Here is a 14,192-nt window from a genome sequence, read left to right as displayed (position 1 = left end):
GCTGAATGTAGTTATATAGAAATGATTAGATTAATAAAATCCACTTAATTTTAATTAGATGCATGTGACAATTCTATTACAGCCGGCAAAGAATCTACCTCCTTTTTACTGTTTTTCTCAAACTATCGATAAAGCATATCGTATAATATAGTAAGATAATATTTTCGTTGGAGGGATCGATCATGGTATGGGATATAGTTTATTGGTTTTTTATTATTGTAACGGCCGTTGCCGCTGTCATCCTTTTAAGGGACTCGCGCAAGAAAAAGTAAACAAAAATAGCAGATAGACAACACATGGATCCCCTTTTTATCCATGTGTTTTCTTTATTTTTACTTAAAGAGCAGAAAAATAAGTCCTTATATCTTTTTCATTGTGAATCTGATTAAACAGGAATATAATATAATTTATTTGCTTCCTATATTAATAGAAATGAGATTACTACTATGAAATACTCAAAAAAAGCAGCACTTTATATGTTAATGTTCAATATGTTCATCACCTTTAGTGCAATTGGACTGATTGTCCCTGTCATGCCTGAATACCTGAAAACCTTTGGCGCCGCTGGGCAGGCACTGGGCTTTATTATTGCGATTATGGCTTTAGCTCAATTTATCTTTTCACCAGTTGCCGGGAATTTATCGGATCGCCATGGGCGTAAAAATTTAATCATCCTGGGCCTCTTCATTAATGGACTTTCACAAATTGGCTTTGGGCTTTCCTCCGAGCTCTGGTTACTTTATTTATGCCGGTTTTTTACAGGTGTCGGCTCTGCCTTTATTGTTCCTCCTGTGATGGCCTATGCGGCGGATATCACCACCCATCAAGAACGCGGGAAAGCGATGGGCTGGTTAGGCGCCGCTATTTCGTTAGGATTTATGATCGGACCTGGTATTGGCGGCTTTCTATCCAATGTTAGCCTCCACTTTCCATTCTATTTCGGAGGCTCTGCGACCATCGTGGCTGGAATCCTATCGTTCATGGTCCTGCCATCCATCAAACCAGTAACAAAGGATTTGAAAAAAGGAGAAAATATTCTCCAGCAAATGGCTCGTTCCATTAAAACAAGCTACTTTGTTCTATTAATTGTTGTGTTTGTGTTTTCCTTCGGAATTTCCAACTATCAATCTACGTTAACGATGTTTTTAACCTATAAATTTAACTATACACCAAGTGACATTGCCATTGTGATGACAGTGGGAGGCTTTGCCGGTGTGATTGTTCAAGGGTTTGCCATTAATAAATTATTCAAACGCTTTGGTGAAATGAAGATTATCTTATTTAATCTACTTGTTGCTGCCATCAGTCTGTATGGCTTATTATTTGTCAGCAGCTTCTATATCATCATCCTAATGGCTACCGTATTCACAACGGCTACCACGTTAATCCGTCCGGCCGTCAATACGTTAATTTCGTTAACAGCTGGTGATGAACAAGGCTTTGCTGCCGGTATGAACAACTCCTATATGAGCTTAGGAAACATGGTTGGCCCAGCGTTAGCAGGTACCTTATTTGACTGGCATCTAAGCATTCCCTTCACATTTGGTGCCGTGATTCTACTAGGTTGCTTTATTCTCACCTATCTTTGGGCAAAAAGGACTGCCGCCCGGAAGCAGCAGGTCGCTTCGTAGAGACCTGAGATAGCCACCTTCCCACGCAACATCAGGGACTGGTTGGTTTCGGATATCCAGCATTATCTGGATATCCGAAACCAACCAGTCCCTTTTTCACAATCTCTAAAGGTAGCGCCCCTCATATTTGCCTTTTTAAAATTGGTTCTATGGAATTTGCATTCCACAAACAATGCATTTTCAATGCTTGATTGCTCAAGTGTGACGTCGTTAAAGCTGCAATGCTCAAAAATAGAATAGGAAAAATCAACCTTTTCCAGGCTCCAGCCTGTCATATTGACCTTTTCTACCTGAATATTGGATAAATCCAGCCTGCTTCTCCCTTCAGACTCAGTGAAGAAGGCCTTCAAATCATTTGCTGTACATTTTTTCATCACCGAACATCACACTCCTTCAACTTGTTCAACGAATCACATTTCTACTCTAAGTATATCAAAACCGACCACAAACAGTGCTATTCGAGCCATTTTTCATCACCATAAAAAAAGGCCTTCACCACATGATGAAGCACCTTTCTTAATATCTTAAGCTATCTTTTTTCAACGGTCCCATCAGCATAACGGGCAAATCTTCCTGCGTGTCTTTCATTCACAGGCTCCGCGCTCCCCCATGGCCAGCCCCCGAATTGCGTCTGTTGATAATCTCGGAAGGCCTCGCGAATCTCTGCTTGTGAATTCATTACAAATGGGCCATATTGTGCAACGGGCTCTTGAATCGGTTCCCCTTCTAGAACCAATAGATAACTTTCTTCATTCCCATTAGTAATAGTCGTTTCCCGGTCACCAGCAAGCTTGATACGATTCATACTAGGAATAACAGCATCGTCTATCTTGATTTCATTGCCTCTATAAAAATAAACATTTCGGTTCAAGGTCGCCGAAACAGCTTGTAACGTAATCGAGGCTTTCGGCTCCATTTTAATCAGATAGATTCCAACATGGTTGTTTTCATCCTTTGCCCATGAAGCATGGCTTGGAGCTAAGCTTTTTTTACTGAATAAATTTCCGGCAATCAGCCTGACGGTTGATTTTTGACCATTCTCTGAAACAGATTCAAATTCAGGGATATCTTCCGCCCACAGCATTTTATATTCCGGATCGGCAAATTTACTTCTAGCCGGAAGATTGAGCCAAATTTGAAACAGCTCAAGCGGGTTATCCTGATTCTGATGGACGAGTGGGAACATCTCTGTATGCAGACAGCCCTTCCCTGCCGTCATCCATTGAACATCGCCATTGCCATAACGGCCGGATGCACCTGTCGAATCAAAATGATCGACATAGCCCTCCAATACAACGGTTACCGTTTCAAAGCCTCGATGAGGATGATATGGGAATCCAGGTACTGTTTTTCCATGATACATACTAAAGCCGTCTTTTCCGCTAAAATCCTCCCCAAGCTTTCTTCCTGCTAATGACACATTCGGTCCCTGCTCCTCATTTCCTGGGGGATAGGCATCCCTATGGTGCATCGTGACAAGAAAGGGACTTTCAGCCTGCCATTGAAAGCCTAAATTTTGCACATGTAAAATATTTTGATTAACCATATCCACTCTCCTCATTAAATATCTTGATTTCAAGATAAATGATAAAGGGTGGAATGTCAATTTCTACACACTGATACCAAAAAACGCATGGACTAACTTCAGACATCCATGCGTCTAGGTTGATCTATAATGAAAAAAGAATCGGAATGGCGATCATCATAACAACAAACATAATCAACTGCAGCGGAACCCCGATTTTGACAAAATCCATAAATTTATAGCCGCCAGCGGTCATAACTAATGCGTTCGTCGGTGTAGCCACAGGTGTGGCAAAGGCCATGCTGGCGCCAACAGCAACCGCAATCAGAAATGGATAGGGGCTGACGCCTAGATTGATAGCAGCGTTGATACCAATCGGAGCAAATAGGACAGCTGTGGCTGTATTACTGATAAACTGTCCAAAAACCATTGTTAGAAAATAGATGCCGGCCAGAACTCCTATCGTCCCAAATCCGCCAAGCAGCTCAATAATGCCCTCCGATAAAAATACCATTCCACCTGTTTTCTCTAGGGCTGTTGCCAATGGCAGCATACAGGCGATTAGGACAATGCTTTCCCAGTTCATTTGGCTGTATGCGTCATCCATATTCCGTAAGCAGCCCGTTACCAGCATTAAACTAGCGCCGATTAAGACAGAAATAACAGCCGGAAATACCTCAAAAACCATTAAGGCAACCATGAGGAGAAGAATCATCCCCGCTATCGGTGCTTTACCGCTGGCGGCTGCCTGACTGGCAAGCTCCTTCGGCTGACCGACTACGACGACGTCCTTTGTCTCCTTTGCCAGGTATTCCATTTCCTCCCATGTCCCCTGTACAAGCAATGCATCACCAAAACGCAGCTTAATCTTGGACATTTCTCTCAAAAGGTACTGCCCTTTTCGATTAATCGCAATCACGTTCACATTGTATTTTTTCCGAAAGTGAATCTCACGAATCGTTTTATTAATCAGCCGAGAATCAGGCGTTAATAGGACCTCCGCAATCCCCATTTTACTTGAAACCAACACATCATCCCTTGATTTCTCCGTTTCCATGATGAGCTGATAATCCTCCACCAGCTTTTCCACCTGTGTACGTGAGCCTTGGATATAAAGAATATCCTTGGCCTGCACAACACTCCCGGGACCAGCCATTTCTTGGTATGTAATGGGTAAAAGCCGTCTCCCCTCAGCGATTTTTCGGTCAATTTTTAAAATCGCTAAATGATATTTAGAAGGGATTTTCAATTCTGAAAGGGGCTTATCCACCACTGGTGAGTTTTCCAGCACCTGCACGCGATGCAAATTGTCCTCTAGCCCATAATTTAAAATGAGCTCTTTCGGTGTAATCTCGTGATTCTCAACCTGGTTTTTACTTTGATTGTTAGGCAGAAGAATATTTCGTACTAGGAATAAGTAAAGAATTCCTGTAATAGCTGCGACCACTCCGATTGGGGTCATATCGAAAAAACCCAGTCTTTCAAAGCCATGATCACTAAGTACTTGACTAACAATCAGGTTTGGCGGAGAAGCAATCAATGTCATCAATCCGGATAAGCTTGCTGTATAGGACAGCGGTATTAATAACTTTGAAACATCTCTTTTGATACTGATCGCAATACTGATGACCACTGGCAGCATGATCGCGACTGTACCTGTATTACTCATAAAAGAACCGACAAAAAGAACAATAATGAGTAGAAAAATGAAAAGCTTTTTCTCACTATTCCCTGACCAATGTAAAAGCAAATCACCAGCCTTGCGGGCGAGTCCCGTTCGCCGAATCCCTGCTCCAACGACAAACAAGGCCGCAATCATAATGACCACTGAGTTTGAAAAGCCAGATAGAGCCTCTGCCGGCTCTAATATCCCTGTGAGTACAAGAGCCAGTAACGCCAGAATACTAACCAAATCTGCACGAATAATATTACTCATAAATAAAAAAATGGTACAAGCAAGGATAATAAAGGTTAGGATAAGTTGCATCTATACAGAAACCCTTTCTTTAGCAATTTGACATGTTCATGCTTATATATGGCTTATAGTACAGCATTTAGATAGGTTAGCCAACCTTCAGGACCCAGTATATGACAAAAAAATTCCTGATCGTGTTTTCACGCTCAGGAATTTTCTAGACAAAATAGAATTAGCACTTGCTATATCCGTAAAAGCTTGCACCTACGATGATGAGTAAAATAAACAGTACGACGATGAGGATGAAATCATCGTTCCGCGGAGCAGGACAGCCGTAACCATAAGCAGGAGCTGTATAAGTCGGCATTGGTGGAACATTCGCTGTAGCCATTGGAGCTACATTAGGTCCAAGATTAGGTCCAAGGTTTGGAGGTGCGTTTAAATTTGAATACATATTAACACTTCCCTTCGAGTAAGGAATTTCTATATATCATACTCTCGAGGATGAAATTGGAGCCCGTCTACAAAATAAATGGGTGTTTGTCAGGGTTATTATACGTTCTCGTTAAATGAGGTAATATAAATGGTGGACATAGGAAGCAGAGCTTTTATTATGGTGGACAATTGGGCGCTGTATTTTGTAGGCTCGATCACTTCTGTACCAGTTTGAGACTCTATATAAATACTTAAACGAAGGTCTTGTCACAAGTTTGGTTAAATATGCAGGTCTCTGACTACCAGGCTTTCGCATTTCATTTAGAATTTCAATGATTTCTTTAGCTGGTCTTATGTTAAATCCATGTCCAAAGTAAGTTCCATCGTCAAGAACAACCGCATTCACACCTCTAAATTGTGGCGTACTTCGGTCATAATCAGGATTATTAAAATAAACCACATCACCAGGAATAACATAATCGGTATGAAACGTGACAATTCCAAGGTCAGAATCGGTATGCCAGCTGTATAAATAGAGATGTTGAAACAAAGCATTAAATAACTGGCTGCCAATACTATTCAATATGGCATGGTAATAGATGATAGGAATGGCGGTTGCACATTCAAAGGCATATAGTTCGCTGTTTCGATAGATATCCAAAATCGCAGATGCGGGTCTTACATGGGGTCTTATCAGGAATCCGCCTGCTGGTGTTAATTGCCAGTATTTTGGATTGCATTTGGCCGTTTCAAAAGTTGTAAAGACCGCTTTCCCTTGATTCATTTCCTTTGCACTTTTAATAATATTTTTTCGCACCTTGAGCTCAAACAGAAATTCATTCACGGAATAATAAGAGTAATGAACGGGAGCATTCTGCATCTGTTGAATAATGGTTTTTTCCACCGTTCCAAGCTGCCACGCTCCAGGCAGCTGAAACGGAACACCCGATATTTGTATCATACAATCCTCCATTCCAATAATGCTTTTGTTCTCATTACTATCTATCCTATTCTCGATTTTGATATTCATGTTTTTTTCAAGGGCAATAAAAACACAACAATACCCTGCAGTTCAATCAAAAAAGCCAGTCACGATTCCGTTTATACCGGTTCGTGACTGGCCTTTTGCCGCTTACAATGAGCGTTCAATAATTTCAACTATATCCAATGTTTGCACCTGCTCCTCGACTTCCTTCGCCTTTGTACCGTCGGTTAGCATGGTTAAGCAGTACGGACAGTTGCTACCGATAACCGTTGGATTGGTGGCAAGCGCCATTTCTGTCCGGGCAATATTGACTCGTGTTCCCTCATGCTCCTCCATCCACATCAATCCACCACCGGCACCACAGCAAAGCGCTTCCTCTCGGCTACGCTCCAGCTCGAGAATTTCGACTCCTGGAATAGCCTTAAGAATTTCACGCGGTATGTCATACATGCCGTTGTACCGCCCAATGTAGCAGGAGTCATGGTAGGCTACTTTCTCCTTAACCTCCTTCTCCGGATTGAGACGACCGTCCTTTAACAGCTGCAGAATAAATTCGGTATGATGCAGAACCTCACCCTCAAAGCCGAACTCTGGATATTCGTTTTTGAATAGGTTATAGGCATGTGGATCGGTTGTGAGAATTTTCTTGACGCCATATCTTTGGAAAGTCTCAATATTCTGCGCACACAATTCCTGGAACAAATACTCATTCCCGAGCCGGCGTGCTGAATCGCCTGAATTTCCCTCTTCATTTCCAAGGATAGCAAATTTCACACCTGCTTTATCGAGAATACGTACAAATGCTTTGGCTATTTTCTGACTTTTGGCATCATACGAGCCCATCGAGCCAACCCAATAAAGCACCTCGAATTCATCCGTTTCTTTCACCGTCTTAACGATGTCTTCCATTCCATCCCGCCATTTCACCCGGTCCTTCCGATTAAGACCCCATGGATTATTCTGACGCTCAATATTCTGAAAGTATCGCAATGCATCGGCAGGCATTTCTCCCTGTGTAAGAATGAGATAACGGCGCATGTCGATAATTTTTTCCACATGCTCATTCATTACCGGACATTGGTCCTCACAATTTCGACAGGTCGTACAGGCCCAAAGTTCCTGCTCTGTCATGATATCTCCAACCAAATTCTCCTCAAGAGCGACAGAGCCAGCTGCAGCTTCATGGGCTCCAGCCCCTGCGAATGCAAAGGTCGGCAGCCATGGCTCCCTTGAAGTAACCGCAGCCCCCTTCTCGGTCAAATGATCCCGAAGCTTAATCATCAGATGCATCGGCGAAAGCTGCTTACCTGTCCCAGATGCCGGGCACATATTTGTACATCGACCGCATTCCACACAGGCATATAAATCAATCAGCTGATCGCGTCTGAAATTTTCAATTCTCCCGACTCCGAACTCCTCGACGGTTTCGTCCTTAAAATCAATCTTCTTTAAACGCTTTCCGCTTCCAACCTTCTTAAAAAAGATATTAATTAGAGCAAACAGCTCATGGGCCTGCTTCGATTGCGGGACAAAAACCATGAAGCTCATTACTGCCAACATATGAATCCACCAAAATACATAGAACAGCACAGTGCTTGCGGTTGTCCCTATGCCTGAAAAGAGCATCGCAACCATCGCTGAGAAAGGTGCGTGAGTAAAGCTCGGCACATGGCCAAGCATGACAGCTTCAAAGCCAAGGCTTAGCAGAATGGATGTCGTCAGCACTGTCAAGGCACTGTAAACAAAGGCGGCTTTCGCATCACGTCTCCATTGCAGCCGCTTGAGCTTCTCTCCATAACGGCGATAGGCCGCGTACAGGATGGCACAAAGCATGAGGAAGGTTGTCCATTCCTGCAGGAAACTGAAATATTTATGTGCTTCTCCTAGGGGAAACTCATAGCCTGTAATAACGCCTTTAATAATCAATTCAATAAGTCCAATTTGGATAATAAAAAAACCATAAAATAAGATGAAATGCATGATGCCGCTTTTCTTGTCCTTAAACAGCTTTCGCTGGCCAAAACCATTAATTAGAAGGCTATTGAGTCTCTCCCTGAGATCGAGATTAAAATCCACCCTCTTTCCCAGCTTAATAAACAAATAACGACTGTAGACAAGCTTGATAAACAAATAGAATGCATAGCCTGCAACGGTAAGGAAGATCAGTAGGCTCAGTAATGTTATCATCGTTCACCATTCCTTTTTATGAGAAAAAGCCATTCATCTAGCTTAACTACTAGACGGCCTCTGGCATAAGTTTCCTTTAACTGACTCATGCTGAATCCAACGAAAGTCCACAAACACCACAGGCCACCGTTGTATTTACACAACTGTTTAAAATCAAATTCGCCCCGCCGAATTTGCGTCCGGATTTTTATCGAGCTTGCTCGATAAATTACCCCTAAAAAATCCGTGACATCCGCCGGAGGCTTAACTTCATTCAGCCGGGGTTTGAACCCCCACTGAATCGAAGGACCATTTGCCTTCATCCCCCACTTGTAGTAGTGGAGGACTTCTGTACCTGTCGCAAGCTTTCGGTACAAAAAGCATTTGCTAATGAAGTTAAATAGGTGTAACTAGTAAACTAGGGATATTTAAAGTATCATAAACGACTAATCTCTCTTTTAGCTTTGGTTCGCCTGCTTCAAAGACAACTTGATCAATATATTTGCCCGTATTATAGACTTCTGTATTCCCATCTAATTTCGTTTGAAAGACAACATAGTTTGATTGAACCTGGTAGACTCCATCTGCCTCTCCCATGATCAAGCTATTGCTGACAATATGGCGGTAAAAATGAGCTTCAAAGATATTGGCATTTCGATGGGCGGAAATGCGGTCCTTTAGCATCCCCTTACTTTTACAATAAATTAAGGAAGATGGCAGATTTCTCGCATAATTTTCTCTTGAAATGATTTTGTAAGTACAATCCTCTGTGAAAAATTCAGGCCATTCCTCCAGTCGATCATCATCAATACAATGAATATACTGGTCATTTAATTGTTGGATTTTTTCTCGTACCTCTGTTATGCCGATTGTTTCCTGATTACTCATCCTTATTCCTCCTTGTCTATTCCTTATGCTCTGTCATCATTGTTTGTTGGTTTCCATTCATGTACTGAGCCAGTCATTAGACTCGCATTAATTCTCGATATTGCTTCCAGAAACCACGGATGGATGTTTCAGTAATGCGGTAGTTTTCACTTTTTACATCTCGACCGCCCATTTCAATGAAGGCTGTTTTCTCTTGGTCCCTGACAATTGCCTTTTGAACCATTTCTCCAATACCGCCATCCTCCAGTGAAACAAACCCTGCCGGACCCACTAAATTATTCTGCTTTAAGCGCATTTCTGTTTGTTCCTCGGTATCATCCTCATAGCCAATGAACGTCCAGATCAGCTCACATTCACCCGGGCCCTTTGGCAGTAATTGGCGGACGGCTAATGTATTATGAATTTGCTGCAGAACCACTCCAGGGAAGATTGATTGAATCGCAAGTGTAATGCCATCCTCAAATTCATTCCACCCGTCTAACAGACTTGGATCATCCAACGTATATTTAGAATAGGAACGTACCTTTTCATTTTTATAGACACTCTCATTCTCATTTTTATTGCCAAACGTATAGCTGACATGATGCATCCCGCGCTCGTCTAAATCAATCCCACCCTTTTGTGACAAACGGTTAATGCCAAAGGTTGTAAAGAAAAGGTGAAGTAAGCTCGCATGATAGGAATCCTTCACATTTTCAAAATATAATTTCCAATTATTCTGCATCTTTTGGCGCTGGTAGCCTAATATTTTAATTGGTCTGCCATTAAAGACCCGCTGCAAATAGTGACCCATTTTTTCGCCAATATATTGGTCAAGTGGCTCGAGATTTTCATCAAAGGTACCAAATAGCATTCCATGATAGCTTTCCACTCTAACCTTTGTCAGGGACAGTTTCTTCGTGTCAAAATCATCCGGCATCCCGCCGTTACCATTCACACCATTTTTAAAAGGAACGCCCTTCAAATTTCCTTTATCATCATACACCCAGGCATGATAGACACAGGTGAAATTACGGCTGTTACCGCATGAATCCATACAAACGGTAGCCCCGCGATGGGCACAGCGATTGACAAAGGCGCTGAACGTACCGTCTGATGACCGTGTAACCACGACTGGAGTATCCCCAATAAAACCAGTTTTGTAATCATGCTTATTTGGCAGCTCGGCCTCTAGGCAAAGATAATTCCAGGTTGGACCACGGAAAATATTCTTTTGCTCCTCATCATATACCTTTTGATCTAAAAACACTTGGTACGGAACTCGTGTAATTCCTTCTTCCGGCCACGTTAGATTTAATTCCTGATTCTTTGTTGCTGCTTTCATCCCTTAACAACTCCTTTTCCCTTTTAATAGATTGCGAGATTCTTCCTTCTTAAATCGCCTATTCACACACATTACCTATCGTGCTTTACTTCCGTCATATTTTCTTCGCAATTGTGCTAAACGTCTGCCAGCCACTCTCGCTCCTTCGGCATATTCCTCCGGTACTTTTGTATATGGAGGTCGGCTCGGTCCAGCATTGATATAACCAGCTTCATTAATACGAATTTTTTCAAGCTGAATATTATATTTAGCAAATAATTTAAAATCACCGTTTGGAAAGAAGGTACTGGAGGCATGCTGCATTCCTTCCGTAATTTCCTGTGCCTTTTGCTCATCACCGTTAAAAATACTCCGTTTTAATGCAACAGCCGGCTGTGGGCCGCAGGATGCAGCACCACTCCAGCAGGCCAATACCTCATCAGGCTTCGCTCTCCAGCCTTCATACCAATTCCGTTCCATCGGCAGCATTCTGATTTTTCCTTTTACTGCTTCGACATCCTCCCAAAACGCTGTATTCAAGGATGTGCATTTCGCTGCGATAATAGAAGGAATTTCAGCTAGCTTCGCATATACAGCAGAGCTAATCTTGCCTTTAAAGGCAACCGGATTATCATAGACGATAATCCCTAAATCTGGAACGGCCTCTGCCACGCCACGATAATAGCTGACAATCGAATCATCATCACATTCACACCACATCGGCCTGCCTAATAATAATCCAGAAACACCTTTTTCCTGAAAAGCCCTTGCTCTAGCAATCGTATCTCTTGTATTTAATGTCGTAGCCCCGGCATAGATAGGAACACGTCCCTTAGCAGCTTCCACGACAGTTGCGACAAATTTCAAATGCTCATCCCATGTTAACGTCGCCGCTTCACCGAAAGTTCCCGTTGTCATAATTGCATCAACGCCGTCTTCAATCATTTGATTAACCGCTCTTACCGTTTCTTCATAATCCACTGTATCTTCTGTTGTGATTTGATCAGCGAACGGTAAGGCAGGAGTAGGGATAATCGCATAAATTCCTTTTACATCCTGAACAGTTTCTCTCAAACTAAGGCACCCTCTTCCACCTTCATTTGAACAAAGCCAAGCCCTGTTACCCATTCCTTCACGTTCTCATAGGCAATCACCTGGCCTTGATTGGATAAGGAAGCCCCCACAACGGCTGACCAAGCACGGACCTCTTCCGCTCCATTTCCGCCAGCGATAATATCCTCATCATTCATGCACGCAAATTCCTCTGCGCGGCCTGAAGAAATCAAATTGAGAATTTGTCGGTCCCATTCTTCATTTACGATGCCCATTTCCTTCGTACCGACCCAGTGTGACAAGCCGCCTGTTCCAAGAATCGCTACTCTTTCAAAAATATCCTGCTGTTCAATCGCTTCTCTTAACACCTTTCCAAATTCAAAGCAACGTTTCATCGACGGTAATGGATGAGTGATTCCATTTAAGATAATCGGTATCACAATAGCCTGTTCATTAAGAGGCTCCACATAATGCAATGGTTGAATCGTTCCATGATCAAGAGCTAACTCCCCTGCCATCGCTACGTCAAAATTATTTTGAAATAGCTTGGATAGAATAAAATGGGATAATTCCGGGGAACCAGGATAGACCTTTTCAGGAATCCCAATCCATTTATCAAGCGGTCCCTTATAGCTTTCTGCTACCCCAACGGTAAATGGCGGAATTAATTGCGGTGACAATGTGCTCATATGCTCCGCAGAAATGATAATAATCACCTCTGGTTTTGCCTCTTCTAGGATCGCTCTACATTGATCATAGGCTCCTTGTACTCGTTCTCTTTTTTCAATCGGTGGTGCCGTTGGAATGGATGGAACCAACGGGCTATGACTCATTGCAAGTGCAGCTACTAATTTACTCATGATTTAACCTCCTAATGGTTTAACAAAATATTTATTAACTATGAATCTTGCGATTTAAGCTTTTGATCATTTCTGGGACAGGAACCTGATGAACATCCTTTATTCTCATTAATATCAGACCATTCACGCCATAATCCGTAAGCGCGGCAAAATCATTTTCCTGAACCATCCTTTGTTCCTGCTCATTTAAGTTATATTCATCCATAACAACTTTCCGATTCTGAATATATCTCTGCTTCACATCCTCATGCACAGAAATTGCATGAAATAATTTATTAATCTCGTAAGCTGACATCCTTATTCCCCCATTTTCTCTGTCAAATCTAGCCTAATTGAACTCTATATTTGAGGCTCAGCGTTTTTCTTTTTCAGCCTTTCCTGAAGTTCTGCATAATCAATCGAGCCCTCTGATTCACGAAAGTTCAGCCCGAGAGATTCTAGTAACTTCGAATTTTCCACCAGGAACATTCGGACCGGCTCCTCCTGACTGCTGTTATAATGCCTATGCCAGACCATCGGCGGTGTATAAACAAAATCTCCTGTAGACCAAGGATAGGTTCTGTCCCCGATTTCACTGTAACCGGTGCCTGACATCACATAGTGAACAGATTCATGGTGATGGCGCTGCATATCAGAAGCCGAACCTGGTTCAATTTCCTGTAAAAAAATCTCAAAGCTCTTTGCCGGCAACTGGAGAACCGGTCCTAATCGCGAAGGATTCGATTCCTTTCCCGGACTGTACCAAGGAATTTCATCTGCATGGACGACAACATGCTCCCACTCCTCCTCCGCTACCCTTGGTAAGGGTTTCCGCTGCTCGGCAATCACCTTCCGAAATTCGGTTAAATTTTCCTGTTTTCCCATTGTATTTGTCCCACCTTCGTTAGAAAAAGTTATGCAGGTTTAATGTTCCAATCACAGCATGATCAGGATAAATCGTTCTTTTCGCAATTTTCCAGTCTTCGCCCACTCTTTGGAGAATATCCACACGCTCTCCTGTTAGCTGGTCATTGATGGTTTGATTGCCCCGGTTACGGATATATTGAAAATAGCTTTTCACTTCTAATTCATTTTCTTTTTCACCTTTTTTCATGCGAACATGACTGATAAAGTGACGAGTCCGCGATGGCGGATCATGAGACCAGGCAGACTTCGTATAAAGACGGTCCACTCTTGTTTTCATCGTGGTATAATCGTCTTCAAAATAGCTCATCTCATCAATGATGTCTGAGCCGCTTGAGCTATCACGGGTCACCCGTGACGGCATACGGTAGATAATGTCCTCGGAAAGCAGTTGAAACCATGAATGATAGTCTCTTGTATCCAATAGCTCTGCTTCACGATAGTAAAACAAGGTAATTTCATTTTGTAATTCTAAATTTACGATATATTGATTTTGCTCCTTTATTTCAACCATTAAAGTACCTCCTC

At 42.4% G+C, this 14,192-nt stretch carries 14 protein-coding genes; 1 reads left to right on the top strand and 13 read right to left on the bottom strand.

The window, feature by feature from the left end; translation table 11 throughout:
- Positions 1-446 precede the first annotated feature (446 nt).
- On the top strand, positions 447-1,631 hold the full coding sequence (locus BQ5321_RS09020) for an MFS transporter (protein ID WP_071394178.1): 1,185 nt from the start codon (positions 447-449) through the stop codon (positions 1,629-1,631).
- Between the two features lie 62 nt (positions 1,632-1,693).
- On the opposite strand, the gene BQ5321_RS09015 is transcribed toward BQ5321_RS09020, so the two are convergent.
- From BQ5321_RS09015 to BQ5321_RS08950, 13 genes are all read right to left on the bottom strand, one after another.
- Complete coding sequence (locus tag BQ5321_RS09015) at positions 1,694-2,005, bottom strand: pentapeptide repeat-containing protein (RefSeq protein WP_234978460.1); 312 nt, start codon at positions 2,003-2,005, stop codon at positions 1,694-1,696.
- A 155-nt stretch (positions 2,006-2,160) separates the two neighbouring features.
- Positions 2,161-3,177 (bottom strand): pirin family protein, encoded by a 1,017-nt coding sequence (locus BQ5321_RS09010; RefSeq protein ID WP_071394176.1) that lies wholly within the window; start codon positions 3,175-3,177, stop codon positions 2,161-2,163.
- A 124-nt stretch (positions 3,178-3,301) separates the two neighbouring features.
- Positions 3,302-5,143, bottom strand: coding sequence for an SLC13 family permease (locus BQ5321_RS09005; protein WP_071394175.1), 1,842 nt, complete (start codon positions 5,141-5,143; stop codon positions 3,302-3,304).
- Between the two features lie 160 nt (positions 5,144-5,303).
- Positions 5,304-5,438, bottom strand: a complete 135-nt coding sequence (locus tag BQ5321_RS25090) for a YjcZ family sporulation protein (protein WP_139187905.1) — start codon at positions 5,436-5,438, stop codon at positions 5,304-5,306.
- A gap of 198 nt (positions 5,439-5,636) precedes the next feature.
- On the bottom strand, positions 5,637-6,467 hold the full coding sequence (locus BQ5321_RS08995; RefSeq protein ID WP_071394173.1) for a protein-glutamine gamma-glutamyltransferase: 831 nt from the start codon (positions 6,465-6,467) through the stop codon (positions 5,637-5,639).
- 171 nt (positions 6,468-6,638) lie between these two features.
- Positions 6,639-8,678: a (Fe-S)-binding protein gene (locus BQ5321_RS08990; protein ID WP_071394172.1), complete on the bottom strand. Its 2,040-nt coding sequence runs from the start codon at positions 8,676-8,678 to the stop codon at positions 6,639-6,641.
- Positions 8,679-9,053: 375 nt separating this feature from the next.
- Positions 9,054-9,545: an aromatic-ring-hydroxylating dioxygenase subunit beta gene (locus BQ5321_RS08980; RefSeq protein WP_071394170.1), complete on the bottom strand. Its 492-nt coding sequence runs from the start codon at positions 9,543-9,545 to the stop codon at positions 9,054-9,056.
- A gap of 76 nt (positions 9,546-9,621) precedes the next feature.
- Positions 9,622-10,869 carry an aromatic ring-hydroxylating dioxygenase subunit alpha gene (locus BQ5321_RS08975; RefSeq protein WP_071394169.1) on the bottom strand — a complete coding sequence of 416 codons (1,248 nt, stop codon included), beginning with the start codon at positions 10,867-10,869 and terminating at the stop codon, positions 9,622-9,624.
- 75 nt (positions 10,870-10,944) lie between these two features.
- Positions 10,945-11,922: a dihydrodipicolinate synthase family protein gene (locus BQ5321_RS08970; RefSeq protein WP_071394168.1), complete on the bottom strand. Its 978-nt coding sequence runs from the start codon at positions 11,920-11,922 to the stop codon at positions 10,945-10,947.
- Positions 11,919-12,761 (bottom strand): DODA-type extradiol aromatic ring-opening family dioxygenase, encoded by an 843-nt coding sequence (locus BQ5321_RS08965; protein ID WP_071394167.1) that lies wholly within the window; start codon positions 12,759-12,761, stop codon positions 11,919-11,921. Before BQ5321_RS08965 ends, BQ5321_RS08970 begins: the two co-directional genes overlap by 4 nt.
- A gap of 34 nt (positions 12,762-12,795) precedes the next feature.
- Positions 12,796-13,056, bottom strand: coding sequence for a hypothetical protein (locus BQ5321_RS08960; protein ID WP_071394166.1), 261 nt, complete (start codon positions 13,054-13,056; stop codon positions 12,796-12,798).
- 44 nt (positions 13,057-13,100) lie between these two features.
- Complete coding sequence (locus tag BQ5321_RS08955) at positions 13,101-13,625, bottom strand: cupin domain-containing protein (RefSeq protein WP_071394165.1); 525 nt, start codon at positions 13,623-13,625, stop codon at positions 13,101-13,103.
- Positions 13,626-13,644: 19 nt separating this feature from the next.
- Positions 13,645-14,178 (bottom strand): aromatic-ring-hydroxylating dioxygenase subunit beta, encoded by a 534-nt coding sequence (locus BQ5321_RS08950; RefSeq protein WP_071394164.1) that lies wholly within the window; start codon positions 14,176-14,178, stop codon positions 13,645-13,647.
- Between the last annotated feature and the right edge of the window lie 14 nt (positions 14,179-14,192).

This window comes from Bacillus tuaregi, from assembly GCF_900104575.1.
GTDB classification, from domain to species: Bacteria; Bacillota; Bacilli; order Bacillales; family Cytobacillaceae; genus Bacillus_BD; species Bacillus_BD tuaregi.
This window is presented reverse-complemented; position numbering and strand designations above follow the sequence as displayed.